The organism is Planctobacterium sp. AWH2_060, from assembly GCF_056158425.1.
In genome coordinates this window covers 2,881,959-2,899,487 of the sequence record NZ_JBSWTG010000001.1, presented here as the reverse complement: position 1 = coordinate 2,899,487, position 17,529 = coordinate 2,881,959, and the positions used below count along the sequence as shown (strand labels likewise).

The following is a 17,529-nucleotide window of genomic DNA, read 5'->3' as shown; positions in this document are numbered from 1 at the left end:
CGTCTGCCAACTTTGATAGCGGTTACAAAATGATAAAAACAAGGCTTCTACCACTCAGGTTATGCGTATTTTTAACGGTATGGCTGTTCAGCATTCCCGCTTGTGCATTGATCCAATTGTTTAACAGTGAAGAAGCCACCCAAATTAACAAACAGTTGCAGATTTTATGGGAACAGCCTGGCGATGCACTTTCCATCGAGCAGGTGCTGGCGCAAAGAAATCACTTTTCCTGGCCGGCGGACGGCAATCCCAATTACGGTTTCTCATCCAACGGTATCTGGTTTTTAGCCGAGATTGCCAACGTCAGCAATGAGTCTGACTGGATTGTTGATGTAGCCTTTGCGCAGAATGATTTAGTTGACTTTTACCTGGTAAGCGAAGGTCAGGTAATATCCGGGGTGCAACAGGGCAAAATTCGGGGGCAGCAATTACATCGCTTTCCCACGTTTCGCATGAATTTACCCTTCAATAAAGAAATGCAGCTCTACATTCGGGTTCAAAGTGAAGAGCAGGCGTTGGTAGTGCCGATAAATATTGAATCAGCGCGTTCATTTGAATCTACTGTGGCGCAAGACAATATCTGGTGGGGCATATTTTACGGTGGCCTGGTGATATTGTTGCTGTACAACATAGTGCTTTATGTCGTGACCCGCGAATCCAGCTTATTAGCTTATGTGGCTTATATCAGTGCCGCTATCTTGTGGCAATTTGTCTGGGGCGGTCACAGTCAACTGGTGTTGCCCATCGCTGCCAATATTTGGTTTTCGGCCCATACAGATGTGTTGTTTTTGCTGGTGGGCTTAGGGGCAGGCTTGTTTACCCTCACTTTTCTAGATGCCCGACAGACGGCGCCTAAAAGTGCCCGTTTTATTCGCTGGATTATGCTCAGTTTAGGCTTTCTGTTACTACTGGCGTTGAGTGATCTGCTGCAGCAAACTCTGCAAAATTACCTGGTTTACGCCTTTTCTGTGGTGGCTATTTGTTTGTATTTGGTGGCGGGGCTGGAAAGCTACTTCAATGATTTCAAACCGGCCCGTTATTTTGTCTTTGCCTGGAGTGTCTTACTCACAGCGGCATTGGTGGGTATGTTGGGCTTAATCGGCATTTTCCCTTCCAATCAATTTACTACCTATTGTTTTCAGGTGGGCGTGTTCTTCGAAGCCGGATTGTTTTCCGTAGCTCTAATCGAAAAAACCCGGCACAAGCTGGAATCAGATGTGAATTCTGTGACGGCCGACATGCGCAACAACATTGAGATTATTGAAGAGCAGAATGTGCACCTGGATATTGCTCGCAAAGAAGCGGAACGAGCCAGCAAGGTAAAAACGCAATTTCTGGCCAATATGAGTCATGAAATCCGGACGCCGCTAAACGCTATTATCGGGTTTAGTCAGGAGTTGTCTAAACAGAGTTTGCCATTGGAACAACAGGAACACGTGCAGATCATCAATCAGTCGGCCACTAACCTGTTGGCAATCGTCAATGACGTGTTAGATTTCTCTAAAATCGAAGCCGGAAAATTGCAGATTAATCAGGAAGCCTTCTCGCCGGGCGATTTGTTGGAAGAGTTGGTCTTCGTGTTTGCTAAAGACGCACAAAAGAAAGGCCTGAAGTTTTATTACGAACCCTGCCCATTGCCGAAGAAGTTGGTGGGCGACCCTGCACGTGTTAAGCAGGTACTGACTAACCTGTTGAGTAACGCCATTAAGTTTACTACTAAGGGTTCAATAACACTGAGTATTAAGGCGCAGCAAAAAGACAACGATATGCTGGAATTGCAGGTGAAAGTGGGGGATACAGGTATCGGTATTGCCACGGAAAACCAGGACAAATTGTTTAAGTCTTTCTCGCAATTGGACGACTCCTTAAATCGCAATTACCAGGGCACCGGACTGGGATTAGTGATTTGCCGACAACTGATGCAACTGATGGGAGGCAAACTCACTTATCAGAGTGAATATGGCAAGGGCAGTTGCTTTGAGATTGCGGTTAAGTGCCACAAATACAGTAAACACAACGACATCGCTGAGCATTCCGACTGGCTGAATAAACGGGTATTGTTGTTAGATCACGATCCGCGTTCGCGGCTGGCCAGCGCCACTTTACTGCATCGTTTAGGGGCCGACGTTACCAGCGGCACCAGGCTAAGTTGGTTGGCAGAACAATTTGACAGTTATGACTACTTTTTTACCGACGAAGATACTCTGGCTAAATACCAAGAGAATCAACTGTTGCGGGTCATAAGAACATTAGAGGCGGAGCAACGGGTGTTGCTGGTGGGGGCCAACGGCAGTCCGACAGGCCCCTTTGCCAGTCACTTTCACAAACTGTTGGAATCGCCACTGCTGACCAGTCGCTTGTTAACCTTCAGAGATAAAGAAGAACAAGCGCCGAAAAACATCTGGAATGGGCGTTTGTTGAATTTACCCAAGGCGAAAATTCTCGCAGTGGATGATATGCCAATCAATCTCAGATTATTGAGTACCTGGTTGCAGGAGTCTCCGGTACAACTGCAACTGGTTTATAGCGGCAGCGATGCGCTGGAGCTATGCCAAAGAGAAGAATTTGACTTGATTTTAATGGATGTTCAAATGCCGGATATGGATGGTCTGGAAGCCACCAGTATGATTCGGAAAACCACTCTGAATCAGGGCACACCTGTGATTGCCGTGACAGCGCATGCCTTTAAAGAAGAAAAGCAGCGGCTGTTAAATTCCGGCATGGATGACTACTTGCCTAAGCCTCTGGAACTGGGGGCGTTGATTAACCTGATTAAACGCTGGTGTAGTGTGCCAGAACACAATGTCACCATGTTGCCGGACCTGGATTGGCAATTGGCTTTAACCCGGGCGAATCAAAATGAAAATGCCGCCACAGAGATGCTGCAGGAATTTGTCAAAACCTTACCTGAGGCTATCGCCGCTATTGCCAGGGCCGCGAAACTGGAAGACTGGTCTGGTATGGAACAAGCCGTACATCGTTTGCACGGCGCAAGTTGTTATACCGGCGTGCCCAAATTACAACGTCTTTGTGCCGAAGTAGAAGGGGATCTTAAGTCGGGTCACATCAAAGAAGCTCGCCGGGGAGTTGAAGAGTTACAACAAGCAAGCCAGGCTGTTGTGCAACAATCTGAATTAATACGCAAGGGACCCGCTATTCCTGTGGAAGGAAGCTCCGGCAGGGAGCTGCATTAACCAGGCACTTAGCCTTGTAAAAGGCTGCGATGGCAGGAACGCAACAGTTCTGCAAATTCTTCTTCGCTGCGATCCAGCTCGGCACTGTTAATAAATAAATCGTAGCCTAAACGCTCCCGCAGTTTAACCATGCGATTGGCAAACATGGCCTGAACGCCTTTGTAAACTTTGCCGTCACTGTCTTTAAAAAAATCATCTTCTAACAGGTCATCACCGTAACAGCTGCCGGAGGCACACTGGGCATTGTTGTGCAGCAATAAGGGGCGTTGCTCCATCAAAATATGGGTCATCAGTCGGGGGGAAATGCTCTGCAATATCGGGCCGTAATTTTTAACTCTGAACCCCACCAGAGATAAGGCTTTTTGCTCCAAACCTGCCGAAACCTTGGGAATGTCGATGCGCTGTATGTTGTTCCAGTCCAGACTCCAGCGGCCATTGCGATGCTGATAATCAATCTGGGTTTTTGAAATGGATAAGCTGTGCTGTGGTTCTCGCAATTTCAGGAATCCCAGCAACAGGGCTACCAGCGCTGCAGAAGTAACAAATATGGCCACCAGAGTGACATCATCCGGCAGTATCCTGAACATCAGAATGGCAATAATGAGCAGTACAACACCAAAAATCAGGCTGGATAAGCCATTGCGCTTCGCTGTTGCTCTTATTTGGATGGGCTGTTCATCGTCTATGTCATGCTTTAAATCTGTCATCTGTTACTCTGTGTTACCACCAAAATACTTCCAGTACTACGTACATAATAACGCCCCAGAGCACAATCAATCGCAATTTTTTGCAATAAGCACAATCTGTTTGCCACCATTTCATTATGCAACTGCTTTTGTCTGTTCAATTAAATTCATTATCTACCCTGTTTACTGCAAATGTCATGGGCATTAGCGCAAAATCAGAAAAATACCGCTATTTTTCGATGGAACACCTGATAAATGAGGTGAATGGCTGAGTCAAACATTGTGTTTTGCGCGTATGAATTTTCTAATACTGTGTTGTTTTCGCATCACTTCAAGCCTGTGACTGCTACACTGTTTTGCAGTGCAGCACTGGTTTCCCGTTATTGGCTTGCTACTCGACTTGATAAGGATCTCTTATGGCTCAACAATTTAAATTTTCCCCTCTAATTTTTGCGATTCTGCTGTTAGCTGGATTATTGGCCTGGTTATATATGCCCGTCGAGCAATCCGAAGGTCGTAGAGGTGCCAGTGAAATTCCGGTGGTGGCCACGATTGTGCAACAACAGCCTTTCGCTCAAGTGGTGGAAGCCTTGGGCACCGCGACAGCTAATGAAGCCATAGTGGTGACAGCGCAGGAAACCGATAAGATTGAAGCCCTGCTGTTCGATGACGGCGATTTGGTGAAGCGCGGCCAGTTACTGGTGCGCATGAATATCAAAGAAGAGCAGGCCAGACTCAACGAACTGAAGATTAATTTAGCTGAAGCAAAGCGACAACTTAACCGGGTAAAAGGCCTGGTAAAAGAAAAAGCAGCATCGCAACAATTGCTGGATGAGCGCGAGGCTCAGGTTGACGCATTGATCGCGCAGATAGACGTTGCCGAAGCACAAATTGCCGACCGCGAAATTCGCGCACCTTTTGATGGTTTATTAGGTGTCAGGCAGGTAAGTGATGGGGCACTGGTGCGTCCGGGTGATCAGATCACGACTCTGGATGACATCCAGACCCTGAAAGTGGACTTTAGTGTGGCAGAGCGCCATTTACCCAGCGTTAAATTGGGGCAAAAAGTAGAAGCCACCTCCATTGCTTATCCGGGGCGTGTGTTTGAGGGAGAGATTTCCCATATAGATTCCAGGGTTGATGCCGCCACTCGTGCTGTGCGAGTAAGAGCTAAAATATCAAATCCTGAATTGCTGATCCGCCCTGGCATGTTATTGCAAATTCTGGTGCAAAAAAGTGTTTCCCAGTCGCTGGTTATTCCTGAGTCTGCGTTGGTGCCAATTGACGATCAGCAATATGTGTTTGTGGTGGAAGAGGGCAAAGCAAAGCGCCTGACGGTGCAATTGGGAGTGAGAAAGCCCGGCCAGGTGCAAATCCTTTCTGGCTTAACTGAAGGTCAGCAAGTAGTGACGCAAGGCACATTGAGGTTGCAAGATGGCACTGCCGTTAAGATCGTGGAGGGTTAACCATGATTTTATCTGATGTGTCGGTTAAAAGGCCGGTTTTTGCCACGGTTGTCAATGCGCTACTGCTGATTTTTGGATTTGTTGCCTTCAATATGTTGGCGTTACGTGAATATCCGGATATCGATCCGCCTATCGTTTCTATTAATACCACCTATCCAGGGGCTTCTGCCACTATTGTTGAATCGCGTATAACGCAACTTATTGAAGATCGCATCAGTGGTATAGAAGGGATCAAAAATATCACTTCGAACAGCCGCAATGGCCGTTCCAGTATCAGTATCGAGTTTGAATTAGCGCGGGATATCGATGCCGCTGCCAATGACGTCAGGGAACGGGTCAGTCGGGTATTAAACAACTTACCCGATCAGGCGGACCCACCAGAAGTATTTAAAAGCGACTCAGATGAAGATGTAATTGTTTGGTATAACCTGCGCAGCGACAACCTGTCGGTGCTGGAACTTACTGATTACGCCAATCGCTTTATTGTGGACCGACTGTCTACAGCTGATGGTGTTGCGCGCGTGCGAGTCGGCGGTGGTCGTGACTACGCCATGAAGGTCTGGCTGGACCGCAATGCCATGGCTGCCCGTGGGATAACAGTTACCGACGTTGAGAGGGTGATTCGCTCAGAAAACGTGGAATTGCCTGCCGGTGAAGTTGAATCAGTGGATCGCAACATGGAAGTGCGTGTTGCCCGTACATTCCTGACCGAAGATGATTTCGCCAATCTTACCATCGCTCAGGGGTTAGATGGCTATCTGGTCAAGTTAAAAGATATTGCAGAAGTGGAGCTCACCGCGCAAGACGATGAAACCGAGTTCCGTGGCAATGGTAAAAACATGGTGGGCCTGGGAATTGTAAAACAATCCAAAGCCAATACCCTGGAAGTAGCCAGATCAGCCAAAGAAGCCATTGCAACGATTCAGCAATCCTTGCCAGAAAATGTGGTGATTGTGCCCAGCTATGATTCTTCGATTTTCATCGCGGAATCCATTGAGGAAGTTTATAACACTCTGGGTATCGCTATGCTGATGGTGGTGCTGGTGATTTATCTGTTTTTGGGCAACATACGCGCTACCTTTATCCCCGCTATTACCGTTCCCATTTCGCTGGTGGCGGCGTTTACCGTCATGTTGGCTTTGGGCTTTTCCATCAACCTGTTAACCCTACTGGCATTGGTACTGGCAATCGGTTTGGTGGTGGATGATGCCATTGTTGTATTGGAAAACATTTATCGCCGTATTGAGCTGGGAGAACCACCATTGCTGGCCGCTTACCGCGGTGCCCGCGAGGTAGGTTTTGCGGTTATCGCTACTACACTGGTGCTGATCTCGGTATTTGTTCCACTGGTGTTTTTAGAAGGCAACATTGGCCGACTATTTACCGAGTTTGCGCTGGCAATTGCTGCCGCTGTAGCTTTTTCTAGTTTTACCGCATTAACCCTGAGTCCTATGCTGGGCTCTAAAATTTTACAGAAAAGAGAACGTAACAGTGGCTTTGGTGCCTGGGTTGACTCTCAGTTCTCGAAGTTGGAAAGTGGTTATCACAGAGTATTGGATAACACTTTACATCAACCGCTGGTAACGGCGTTATTGATAGCCGGAAGTTTGTTCGCTATCTATGGCTTATTGCAAAAAATCCCCAGCGAATTTGTGCCCAAAGAAGATCGCGGCAACTTTTTCGTCTTAATGCAGGCAGCTGAAGGCGCCAGTTTTGAAAGCAATGCCGCCAATCTGAAAAAAATTGAAGCTATTTTGTTACCTTACATTGAAAACGGTGAGTCTGACCGGGTTCTCGTGAGAACGCCAGGCTTTGGTGGTTCTGCGGGTATCGCCATATTTGGCGCTGTGCCCTGGGATGAACGCAAACGCCCCACTTTTGACATCATGAATGAAATCAGTGGCAAGCTGGCAGAAATACCCGATGTCCGGGCATTTGCTGTGATGCGCAGCAGTTTAGGTGGCCGGGGACTTGGCAGACCGGTGCAATTTGTGCTTCAGGGTGATACCTATGACGACCTGGTACGTTATCGCAACATCGTTATGGCAAAAGCGCAGGAAAACGATAAATTATTGCGTCTGGATTCTGACTACAAAGAAACACTGCCGCAACTATTGGTGAATATCGACCGTAACCGTGCCGCGGATCTGGGGGTATCGATTGGTGATATCGGACGCACCCTGGAAACCATGTTAGGTCAACGTCGAGCCTCTACCTTCCTGGATCGTGGCGAGGAATATGATGTAATTCTGGAAGGTAAAGAAGAAGATTATCGCAGCCCAGACAGCATCGAGAATATTTACGTACGTTCTTCCAGCAGTGGTCAGTTAATCCCTCTGGATAATCTGGTGAAGGTCAGTGAGCAAGCAACTTCTGCCCAGCTCAACCGTTATAATCGTATGCGCAGCATTACTATCAGTGCTAATTTGGCGGATGATTATACCTTGGGTGAAGCATTAGAATACTTGCGCACCATAGTCAGGGAAGAGTTACCAGAAGGGGTTGGTATCGATTATCGCGGTGAATCTCAGCTCTATCAGGATTCGGGCAACTCGGTTTTATTTATTTTTGTCTTGGCGTTGGTTATCACCTATTTGGTGCTTGCTGCGCAGTTCGAAAGCTTTGTGCATCCCTGGGTGATCTTGCTGACCGTCCCTCTGGCGCTGGTGGGCGGTTTGGCCGGATTATGGCTGGCGGGGTTAAGCCTCAACATTTACAGTCAGATTGGATTGGTGATGCTGATAGGGTTGGCGGCTAAAAACGGTATTTTAATCGTGGAGTTCGCCAATCAGCTAAGAGATGCAGGACACGAATTCGAGTTAGCTTTAAAGCGGGCCGCAACACAGCGATTGAGACCGATAGTGATGACCGGTTTTACCACCTTATTCAGTGCTATACCACTGGTGATAGCTACGGGCCCGGGGTCGGAAAGCCGAATGGTTATCGGTATGGTGATTTTTGCTGGGGTTGCGGTATCGGCATTTTTAACCCTGTTTATTGTACCCACGGCCTATTATTATCTGGCCCGAAACACCGGTTCGCCGCTAAAACTGGCTCATCAGGTGGAAGAGCTGGAAGAACAAATACCCTATAAAAAAGGTGGAGAAATTTAGTCGAAGCCAATTTGAATTTACGGGGTGACAAATTTACCTGATATTATCTGCATCTGGATGCTTTATGTTCAGACCTGCAAAGTGATATAATCCGCCACCCAAAAAATGCCGTATAGTGGTAAACAGTTAATTTTCAGGATAAACAGATGGCAGATAACCGCTCCCAATCGCAAATAGCGCAGCACTACAACGACATTATTCAGTTGTTGGGTGAAGATGTGACACGTGATGGCTTGCTGGATACCCCGCAACGTGCCGCGAAAGCAATGCAGGCACTGACTTCAGGCTATGAAAAATCCGTCGAAGAAGTGGTCAACGGCGCCATTTTTGAAGCGGACACCGATGAAATGGTGGTAGTACAAGGGATCGAGTTTTATTCCTTGTGTGAGCATCACTTATTGCCCTTTATCGGTACCTGTAATATTGCTTACCTGCCTGAAAACAAGGTATTGGGCCTGTCCAAATTTGCCCGTATCGTTGATATGTTTGCTCGTCGTCTTCAAATTCAGGAAGGCTTAACCAAGCAAATTGCCGAGGCTATTCAGGACGTCACCGGAGCAAAAGGCGTAGGTGTTATCATGGAAGCCAAACACATGTGTATGATGATGCGCGGTGTACAAAAGCAAAACTCTTCTATGGTGACCTCTGTTATGCTGGGTAATTTCCGCAGCTCCCAGGCCACTCGTGACGAGTTCTTAAGACTGATTGGCAAATAAATACTAATGGGCGGTAGCAAGCTTTATTGCTGCCGCTAGTGCTTCATCCTGCACTACCGGATAATCCGGCAGCACCCCTTGCTGGTACCAGTTTTCTCCCGAAATGGGGTGTGATGGAATGGCTACCGCCATTGTCAATCTGACGCTATTACTTAGTTGCACCTGTCGGGTGACGTAAGCCAGTCCCATAGAATCCTGTCCCAACACTTGCGCCTTATCAAATTGTTGCAAGCTATAAGCAAAGGCTTCCCAGGGACCGATAACAAAACTGGAATTAATCACATAGGTAGGCATTTCGCTAAACATCTGTTCAGATTGGCCTGTGGGATAAATTAATTGGTCATCCTGTGCTTGATTGAAACTTAGCTTTAAAAACGGAATATCTGGTGACAACCAGTAGCCAAGCAAATGCTGAATCAGCGGCATATTACCTTCGCCGACTGAACTGAGATCGATAATCAGCGCCTTACTATGACTTAACTGTTGTAAAGCGCCATCAATATCCGGCAAGGCGTTTAATGATAAAAAGTTGCCACTTAACGCCAGATAGCTAACATTATCAAACTGTTCGATAGCAACAGTAAATTTATCCGGGTAAGCGTCATTGGCTTGTGAGGATGTGGTCACTGGCGCGCTAAGCCCATTGGAGCCCAGATTGCGAGTGCCATAGTGAATTTCAAAGTTGCTGTCCTGACTGGCTTCAATCAGCAAAGCTTCAAGCTGAATTTTCAATTGACCAAATGGCATTGCGCCAAGAAGCTTGCCTTGTAATTGAGCGCTGACTATCTGCTGACGAATAAGCTTTTGTTTTTCAGGGAACAGGTAATGTTGTTGAATAATGGAATCTAAATTCTCCAGCAGCTCTACCACTTCATCGGCGCTGATATGTGGCTCATCATATCGTTGAGTATCATTCTGCCCCAGAGCTGCCCACGACAGGCTCCATAGTAATAGCCAGCTACACAGTCCCTTGGTCATATACTCAATCCAATAAATCTAATACCAGTATTAGGTAGGTTGCATGCACAAGATTACAAGGGATCTCTTCGCATCAATGGCGGCCAGGCATATTCTTTTGGAACGTATCAAACTGATGGGGCAGGTAGTTCACCAGTTCACCGGATAACTTTACGTATTCCTGTAACGAGGAGGACAGTGATTTGGCGAGTAGTGGCAGCTTGTCCTGAAAGTCCTCAGCTTCTCTTTCTTTGGCCTGTTGCACAGCAAGATTAATTTCGGCAAAGGTTGTGAACATGCGTAAGCAGCGGGTCAGTCTTTTGGAAAATTGCTCAGACGTTTCCGGTTGCGCCTGCAGCATGGCTTGCCAGGCTTGTTGCCAGATTTCTTCCAGTAAGCCGTGTCCGGTTATCAATCCAGTCATCCACTGTTGTAAATTGTCTTCATGGGCCGGGTAGTGGCAATCGGCGGGAAGGTTCACCTGATTGTCCCGCATCGCCTGCAATTGCTCCTTTAGTAACTGCATCAGTATGTTGGAGACTTTGTCCACTTGCCGGGAATTGATCTCACCACCGGTTTGCACTACCCAGGGAAACCATTGCTCTGGCATCGGAATATCCGGGCTGGCACATACGGCAAATAACAAGCCGCGGATATAAACCGGTGACTGAAATATTTCGCTGTTGTTTTGCCACTGATAAAACTGCTGCAGCGACTCTATGCTGTCTTTATTCAACATAAACTTAATTATCCTGGCTATGCTCGGGCAGAGGCTCGTACCGGGTTAACTCGTAAACCCATGGCATGTGTAATACCTCAATTTTAACGACTTTGGGTTTGTCTTCGGTACTGATATAAAAAATCTGTGATGGTGCACCACCCGACAGTTTAACCTTGCGTGTTTCAAATGTACCCGCCGGAACGGTTACGGTTTCTTTGCCCATTGGAATGTATTGGATACGGGTTTCCTGACCGTCATAAGCGTTAAACCACTCAAAGCTGAAGGCTTTATCATTGGCAAAAAAGGGCACTGTCATTATCGCTGTGGTGCGCTCAATAGAGCTAAGCCCGGTGCGATTATCAATCTGTTGCCGTCCCTGCGCTTTATAAACTGGCCGGGCAATCTCAGAATAGCCCTTTACCTGTTTGAGGCTACCGTTGGGGCTGTAATCCTGCCAGTGTAAGTTAATATCTGCCGCCGTGCCCATGGATCCGGTAAGACGCAAAGAAACCGGTAACAGGCTGTGAGATTCTGCCGTGGCATTGATGGTGGCATCCACGTTAAATTTTTCCACTTTAGTGATTTCTGTCAGCCGTATTTGTTTGTCCCGGATGAGTATTTTCTGTCTCGCGGTACCTATTTTTTGCTCAGAAAACAGCATATCGAAATGAGATTCGAAACTGTGTATTTTTTGCTGGTTTACGCGAATTTTCGCAGACGCTGGCTTTTTGTATTCCTGTTGTATATCCACCGCCCCTAAGGACATCTTCAGGTCACCGTTAAGGTAGATGCTGAACAGGGTGCGATTGTATTCGTCTTCATCAATATCTTTTTGTGGCAGGCCAGTTAAATGAAACGCCAGCTCTGGTGTGGTATTGCTATGGCCCACTACCAGTGCTTTTTGACCAGAAGCCTTTAGCTTTTCTGCAAAATCCTTCAGGTTTTTGGGATCGTATTGAATAACTTTGAGTCCTAACGCCTTGGCAACAGGTTCAGCCGTTTGTTGGGTGCGTTGATAGTTTGTGGCGTAAACCGCCTGAATACCTTTATCTAACAATAAGTCTCTTAATTTTTTAGCTTGGTTCCAGCCTTTTTCGGTGAGTTGTGGATCCTTGCTACCATCCCGCTGCTTTTCCATGTGCCGCACCAGCCAGAGATCCGGTTCGGGCTGTGATTGTGCAATAGCGCCTGTCAGCCAAAATAGCGTAATAAACGGAAGGATAAATAAACGGGAAATATTCAGCGTTTTATAATTATTGTTGTTGCTCATTTTGGTATTGCGAAAACTGTCATTGCACTACTATGACAAAAAATTGCAACCAGGCATAGACACAAAGGGTTAAAGCTGAATAATCAGCAAGAATTCAATTGCCAAAAAAGGAAATGCACCTTGTTAAAAAACAAAATTCCACCTGTGGTTCTGGTACTTTTGTATTTACTGATGATGTACGGCCTGACCAGGTTACTGCCTGAATTAACCTTCACTTTGCCTTTACATCTGGTGGTTGCCGGTTTTTTGGTGGTGGTGGCATTGGTAGTGGTACTGCTGGCAGTTTGGCAGTTTAAAAAATCGCAAACCACAGTGGATCCCACTCAGCCAGAAAATGCCTCACAACTGGTAAGTAGTGGTATCTTTAGTCTGACTCGTAATCCCATGTATTTAGGGATGGCTCTGTTACTTATCGCGGCGGGAATATATTGGCAGCACATTGCAGCACTCTTGTTGGCACTGAGCTTTCCACTGTATTTGACTTATTTTCAGATTGCGCCGGAGGAACAGGCAATGGCAAAACTGTTTCCGGCACAATGGCCTGACTATAAAAAACGCGTCAGGCGCTGGATCTGAGCTCTATCTCTTTAGTCGCTCAACAGCTTGTTCCAGATAAGACTTGGGACAGCCAAAGTTGATACGAATAAAGTTCTTATCACCAAAATCAGCACCGGGAGAAGGGCCGATACCTTTGGCTTCAACATAAGCTTGTGGTGACTCTACACCCAACTGACTGGCGTCAATCCAGGCCAGGAATGTCGCCTGGGGCAACAGCATTTTAAAACCATTAATTTGGTTGATTTCATCAAACAGAAACTGACGATTCTGTTGCAGGTAAGCCAACAAGGTGTCGTACCATTGGTCGCATTGAGTAAAGGCGGTTTCGGTGGCCACCAGACCCAGGATGGTTACCCAGGGCATAATACCCATCATCGCTTTACTGAAGTTGGCGCGTAACTTGGCATCCGGAATGATAGCGAAAGAAGTGCCAAGCCCCGCAACATTAAAGGTTTTACTGGCCGCCATCAGCGTCACACTGCTGTTTTGCAATTGCGGCAGTGAGCTGGCCGGAATGTGTTGTGCGTTGTCATCCAGGACTAAATCACAGTGGATTTCGTCTGAGATTAATAACACATTGTTTTGCTCACAGATACGGGCTATTTCAGCTAATTCCTGTTGGGTAAATACCGTGCCTGTCGGATTGCCCGGATTGCATACAATAAAAACTTTACAGGCGGGATCTTTGGCGGCTTCTTCCAGCGCATTTAGGTCTATGGTCCATCGGTCATTTTCAATGATGGTAGGGATATCAACCCGTTCCAGATTATTGATGCCAGGTGCCGCTAATAACGGCGGATAATTAGGAGTCTGAACTATGACTTTGTCGCCAGGTTGGCAGTAAGCCTTACAAGCCACATTGAAAGCAGGCACCACTCCGGGCGTCCAGACAATCCATTCTGGTTGAATATCCCAGTTATGCTGCTTTTTAAGCCAGCGACACACTGCTTCATTAGCGGGTTCATAGCGGGCCGGTAAATGGTAGCCCAGTAAACCGTGATCGGTACGCTGTTTGATGGCCTGTAAAATTTCATTTGCGCACTTAAATTCGGTATCGGCAACCCAAAGAGGCAAGATGTCTTTGCCTTCGTACTTTTGCCACTTCATCGAAAATGTTGCGCTTCTGTCGATGATGCTATCGAAGTCAGAAAAGGTGTAATGCATGTTTCCGCGCCTCTGAATTATAGGTGAGTCAAATAGTGCCTTTCGCTGCGTAATAATGCTAAGACCTGATGGTTTTATATTATGCGAGGAAGGCTAGTGTTTATTGGGAGCCAGCGATTGCGCATCAATCAGCTTTTGCACTTTTGATAATAACCCGCTGGCTGAAAAGGGCTTAGCCAGAAAATCGTTAACCCCTGCCTGGACGGCCTTGACAACGTAATTTTTGGAGGCGTTTCCGGTTACCATTAAAAACGGCACCTCTTTGTTTAACGCCCGAACTTCCTTGAGGAATTCCAGCCCGTTCATGCCGGGCACTTCCCAGTCACTAATCACCATCCCAAAGTAGGATGGATCCTTTTTAAATCGATTCAAGGCTTTGGAGCAGCTGGAATGAATGTCAATTTCACCTAAATCTAACTCCCTAAGCATGTGCCTTAATAACTCTTGCGTAAGCTCTTCATCATCAATTACCAAAATATGAGTTTTTTTCTTTGTTGGCATCCTGTGCAGGGCTCCTTAGGGTGCGATTAGGAAAATTGAATATAAAAACTAAAGATAGCGGTAATCGGCAAAAAGTTAAAGCAGCAATTATTTGATCACGATCAATACTGCCCGGTGTTTAGGGCAGGATAATGATTCTGTAAGTTAACCGCAGGAGTGTCGAACATGAGAGAAATAGATAATGTAGGTGTTTTAGATACGGCTATCAGAGCCATACTGGCTTGCCTGTTACTAGCGCTGGCCGTTGAGCAACTGTTTAGTTTTCCGGTAACTGTCTTGTTGTTAGTGCTTGGCACAGCGTTGTTTATTAGCAGTGCTACGGGTTTTTGTCTGCTCTATAAAATGCTGGGTATCGATACCTATCACTTAAGACATTAGTGTGATGGACTCAGAGACAAAAAAACCGGGTTAATGCCGCCATTACCCGGTTTTTCTGGTGCGGCTCCGCATCACATTAGTGCGTAAACAAACACCAGGCTCAGCACTAATCCGGCAACGCCGAAAAAGCCGTATTCTACCTGAGAACGCACCGTCTCTTCTGGTTTAGCAGGCAAAAATGCCATAATAATACTGCTTAAACCTAACGTAAATGCGACTAAAAATAATCCAAATACCAGTGCAGTGACCCATTCACCCATAACTTAAAGCCCTTAATTATTTTTCACCTTGGCTAATTATGCCCTAAAATCTTGTTTATGGCAGTGAGCCAGATCAAAAAAAACAACTAATGGTTCAGAATTTATGAAAATAGCGGTGATAGGTGCTGGATGGCTGGGGCACAAATTGTGCAAAACACTGATACAGAAGTCTTTGTCGGTAGTGACAACCAAACAGAGCGAAAACGATGTAGAGCGTCTCAACAAAGAGGGGATAGCCTGTCATCAATACCGCCTTGGTGATGCAGAGTTACCCCAGGCCCTGCAGGACAGCGAGGTCTTTGTCATTAATATTGGGGCTGGGCGTCGCGGTTTTGAACGGGAGCAGTTTCAGCAGCAAATGATGACACTTTGTGGCAGTTGTTTGTCTGATAATGATAAAAAACTGTTGTTCATCAGCACCACGTCGGTTTATGGCGAATCGAATCAGGAATTTACTGAGGAAACTGAGCTTGCGCCCATCAGTGATTCGGCCCATGCCCATGTTTTCATCGAGAATGAACTCAAAGCCCGGTTTCCACAACAGGTTACTATATTGCGTTTGGCTGGCCTCATTGGGGAAGACAGGCATCCGATTTATCATCTGGAGGGTAAAAAGGGCATCACTGCCGCCCATAAAATGGTAAATCTGGTGCACAGAGATGATGCCATTGAAGCTATTGAAAAAATTATTAACTTAGAAAAGTGGGGCAAGACTTTTCATCTGAGTGCTACTGAGCATCCTTCTCGTCGCGAATACTACACTCATGCTGCCAAAGCCCTGGAGCTGATTACACCAGAGTTTCTGGATGATACAGAGCAGCCTGCCACAGGTAAAAAAGTCAATGCCGAGGCTACCATCGAAGAACTGCAACTTACCCTGCAGTACCCAAGTCCGTTCGATATGCTGCCCAAAATAGTTGAGCACGAAACGCCATAAAAAAGGCCGGTAAAAACCGGCCTGTAGAATTTTTAAGAGTTAGCCCACCAATCCGGCACCAAAATACTTTAATGCCACGGTATTGATGAATATCAATAGTAAGATAAATGGGATAAAGGTGCCGATGGAGAAATCCACATACTTTTGAAACAGACTGTTTTTAAACTCCGGTTCGCCTTCTTCCAGAGTCTTATTCAGATTTGAAGCTTTCCAGCGATAAACCACGAAGATACAGATCAGGAATCCGTTAAGCGGTAGTATGGTGTCGTAAAACACGTCATAAATTACATCGAAGAAGGACTTTTCTGTTCCGGCGTAAGTTACGAAGTGGGTGGTAAAGTCCAGCATGCCAAAGGAGGTTGCTGAAATCACCGCAAAGGCAATCATCGCTGCAGCCAATAAGGTTAACGAGGTTTTACGGGACAGGTTGCGCTCATCCATAATCGCGGCATTGGGTACTTCAAGAATGGATACCAGCGAGGTAATAGCCGCAAAGAACACCAATAAGAAGAATATAGAGGCCACAACACTGGCACCCAGATAACCAATGGTATTTTGTAACTCCAGGAAGATTTGCGGCAGGAAGCCGAAGATCATACTTAAAGAAGAATCACTTAGCTCGGCGGTATTGGTATTGGGGTTAAAGGAAAATACCGCAGGCAGAATCATTAAACCTGCAATAAAGGCCACGCCCGTATCCATCAGCGCCACCATTTTAGCAGAGCCTGGGATACCATCGCGTTTACCCAGATAGGAGCCGTAGGTGATCAGAATACCCATACCCAAAGAAAGTGAGAAAAACGCTTGAGACAGGGCCGCGCTGACTACCGAAGCATCAATCTTGCTGAAATCCGGCACTAAATAATACTCAACACCGGCAAAAGCATTGTCTAGTGTCAGTACAAAGGTCACCATGCCTATCAGCATAAAGAACAGCGTCGGCATTAGTATTTTAGCGGCCTTCTCAATACCCTGTTTGACGCCACCCAGCAGAATCAAAAACACGATGGCGGATACTATGGCCATAAAAATGAAGATCTTGCCTTCGTTAACAAAGTTGCCGTAAAAGTCAGGAGACGCCAGTTGTTCCAGATCGCCAGTTACCGAAAAGTACAGATAGCCGAATATCCAGACGGTGATCACCATATAAAACACCGCAATCATAAACGGCGTCAGAATGGACAACCAACCGGCTATCTTCCAATGGCTTTCTCCGGGGGCTATAGACTTGTATGCACCCAATGGATCTTTACGGGTGTGACGTCCGGTGGCCATTTCTGCCAACATGACCGGCAAACAAATGAAGAATACAAACAGGGCATATATGAGCAAGAATGCTGCGCCCCCATTTTTGGTGGCGGCTACGGGAAAGCCTACCATATTACCGATACCTACAGCTGAGCCAGCTGCGGCCAAAATAAATCCAATTCGAGAGCCAAACTCTTCGCGGGGTGCATTCATAGTTGATGAATCCTTAGACTTTATTTTAATTGTTGTCGTTGAGCCTGAGATGCTTTGCCCTAAAAAGTCGATTGCTTGTGCAATCGGGCAAAGGGTAAAGGCTCATTTTACCGTCCGGGTAATTTACTTGTTGTTTTTTATTTAAAC

15 protein-coding genes are annotated in these 17,529 nt (G+C 46.5%); 7 read left to right on the top strand and 8 right to left on the bottom strand.

The window, feature by feature from the left end:
• Nucleotides 1-29: 29 nt before the first annotated feature.
• Nucleotides 30-3,194, top strand: a complete 3,165-nt coding sequence (locus tag ACXAD8_RS12330) for a hybrid sensor histidine kinase/response regulator (RefSeq protein WP_475228966.1) — start codon at nt 30-32, stop codon at nt 3,192-3,194.
• Between the two features lie 8 nt (nt 3,195-3,202).
• Here ACXAD8_RS12330 and ACXAD8_RS12325 read toward each other — a convergent pair whose 3' ends face one another.
• The gene (locus ACXAD8_RS12325; protein ID WP_475228964.1) at nt 3,203-3,901 is read right to left on the bottom strand and encodes a DUF2982 domain-containing protein; all 699 of its coding nucleotides are present in this window, start codon (nt 3,899-3,901) and stop codon (nt 3,203-3,205) included.
• 395 nt (nt 3,902-4,296) lie between these two features.
• On the opposite strand from ACXAD8_RS12325, the gene ACXAD8_RS12320 reads away from it, so the two are divergent.
• The 3 genes from ACXAD8_RS12320 to folE all read left to right on the top strand — a co-directional run bounded on the left by ACXAD8_RS12320 (nt 4,297) and on the right by folE (nt 9,175).
• Nucleotides 4,297-5,346 carry an efflux RND transporter periplasmic adaptor subunit gene (locus ACXAD8_RS12320; RefSeq protein WP_475228961.1) on the top strand — a complete coding sequence of 350 codons (1,050 nt, stop codon included), beginning with the start codon at nt 4,297-4,299 and terminating at the stop codon, nt 5,344-5,346.
• Nucleotides 5,347-5,348: 2 nt separating this feature from the next.
• The gene (locus ACXAD8_RS12315) at nt 5,349-8,459 is read left to right on the top strand and encodes an efflux RND transporter permease subunit (protein WP_475228959.1); all 3,111 of its coding nucleotides are present in this window, start codon (nt 5,349-5,351) and stop codon (nt 8,457-8,459) included.
• A gap of 146 nt (nt 8,460-8,605) precedes the next feature.
• Nucleotides 8,606-9,175: a GTP cyclohydrolase I FolE gene (gene folE, locus ACXAD8_RS12310; RefSeq protein ID WP_475228957.1), complete on the top strand. Its 570-nt coding sequence runs from the start codon at nt 8,606-8,608 to the stop codon at nt 9,173-9,175.
• 3 nt (nt 9,176-9,178) lie between these two features.
• Here the strand turns inward: folE and ACXAD8_RS12305 are convergent, their stop codons facing one another.
• The 3 genes from ACXAD8_RS12305 to ACXAD8_RS12295 form a co-directional block, all read right to left on the bottom strand.
• Complete coding sequence (locus tag ACXAD8_RS12305) at nt 9,179-10,153, bottom strand: S41 family peptidase (RefSeq protein ID WP_475228954.1); 975 nt, start codon at nt 10,151-10,153, stop codon at nt 9,179-9,181.
• Between the two features lie 73 nt (nt 10,154-10,226).
• On the bottom strand, nt 10,227-10,871 hold the full coding sequence (locus tag ACXAD8_RS12300) for a UPF0149 family protein (protein WP_475228952.1): 645 nt from the start codon (nt 10,869-10,871) through the stop codon (nt 10,227-10,229).
• Nucleotides 10,872-10,875: 4 nt separating this feature from the next.
• The gene (locus tag ACXAD8_RS12295; protein ID WP_475228950.1) at nt 10,876-12,123 is read right to left on the bottom strand and encodes a phosphoglycerate mutase family protein; all 1,248 of its coding nucleotides are present in this window, start codon (nt 12,121-12,123) and stop codon (nt 10,876-10,878) included.
• A gap of 120 nt (nt 12,124-12,243) precedes the next feature.
• Here ACXAD8_RS12295 and ACXAD8_RS12290 point away from each other — a divergent pair, with 120 nt between their 5' ends.
• Nucleotides 12,244-12,699: a methyltransferase family protein gene (locus ACXAD8_RS12290; RefSeq protein ID WP_475228947.1), complete on the top strand. Its 456-nt coding sequence runs from the start codon at nt 12,244-12,246 to the stop codon at nt 12,697-12,699.
• Nucleotides 12,700-12,702: 3 nt separating this feature from the next.
• Here ACXAD8_RS12290 and ACXAD8_RS12285 read toward each other — a convergent pair whose 3' ends face one another.
• Both ACXAD8_RS12285 and ACXAD8_RS12280 read right to left on the bottom strand, forming a co-directional pair.
• Complete coding sequence (locus ACXAD8_RS12285; protein WP_475228945.1) at nt 12,703-13,845, bottom strand: MalY/PatB family protein; 1,143 nt, start codon at nt 13,843-13,845, stop codon at nt 12,703-12,705.
• A 93-nt stretch (nt 13,846-13,938) separates the two neighbouring features.
• Nucleotides 13,939-14,346, bottom strand: a complete 408-nt coding sequence (locus ACXAD8_RS12280; RefSeq protein ID WP_475228943.1) for a response regulator — start codon at nt 14,344-14,346, stop codon at nt 13,939-13,941.
• Between the two features lie 165 nt (nt 14,347-14,511).
• On the opposite strand from ACXAD8_RS12280, the gene ACXAD8_RS12275 reads away from it, so the two are divergent.
• The gene (locus ACXAD8_RS12275; RefSeq protein WP_475228940.1) at nt 14,512-14,724 is read left to right on the top strand and encodes a YgaP family membrane protein; all 213 of its coding nucleotides are present in this window, start codon (nt 14,512-14,514) and stop codon (nt 14,722-14,724) included.
• A 71-nt stretch (nt 14,725-14,795) separates the two neighbouring features.
• Here the strand turns inward: ACXAD8_RS12275 and ACXAD8_RS12270 are convergent, their stop codons facing one another.
• Nucleotides 14,796-14,984, bottom strand: coding sequence for a hypothetical protein (locus tag ACXAD8_RS12270; protein WP_475228938.1), 189 nt, complete (start codon nt 14,982-14,984; stop codon nt 14,796-14,798).
• A 103-nt stretch (nt 14,985-15,087) separates the two neighbouring features.
• Here ACXAD8_RS12270 and ACXAD8_RS12265 point away from each other — a divergent pair, with 103 nt between their 5' ends.
• Nucleotides 15,088-15,921 (top strand): NAD-dependent epimerase/dehydratase family protein, encoded by an 834-nt coding sequence (locus ACXAD8_RS12265; protein ID WP_475228936.1) that lies wholly within the window; start codon nt 15,088-15,090, stop codon nt 15,919-15,921.
• A 39-nt stretch (nt 15,922-15,960) separates the two neighbouring features.
• Here the strand turns inward: ACXAD8_RS12265 and ACXAD8_RS12260 are convergent, their stop codons facing one another.
• Nucleotides 15,961-17,382, bottom strand: coding sequence for a sodium-dependent transporter (locus ACXAD8_RS12260; RefSeq protein WP_475228933.1), 1,422 nt, complete (start codon nt 17,380-17,382; stop codon nt 15,961-15,963).
• Between the last annotated feature and the right edge of the window lie 147 nt (nt 17,383-17,529).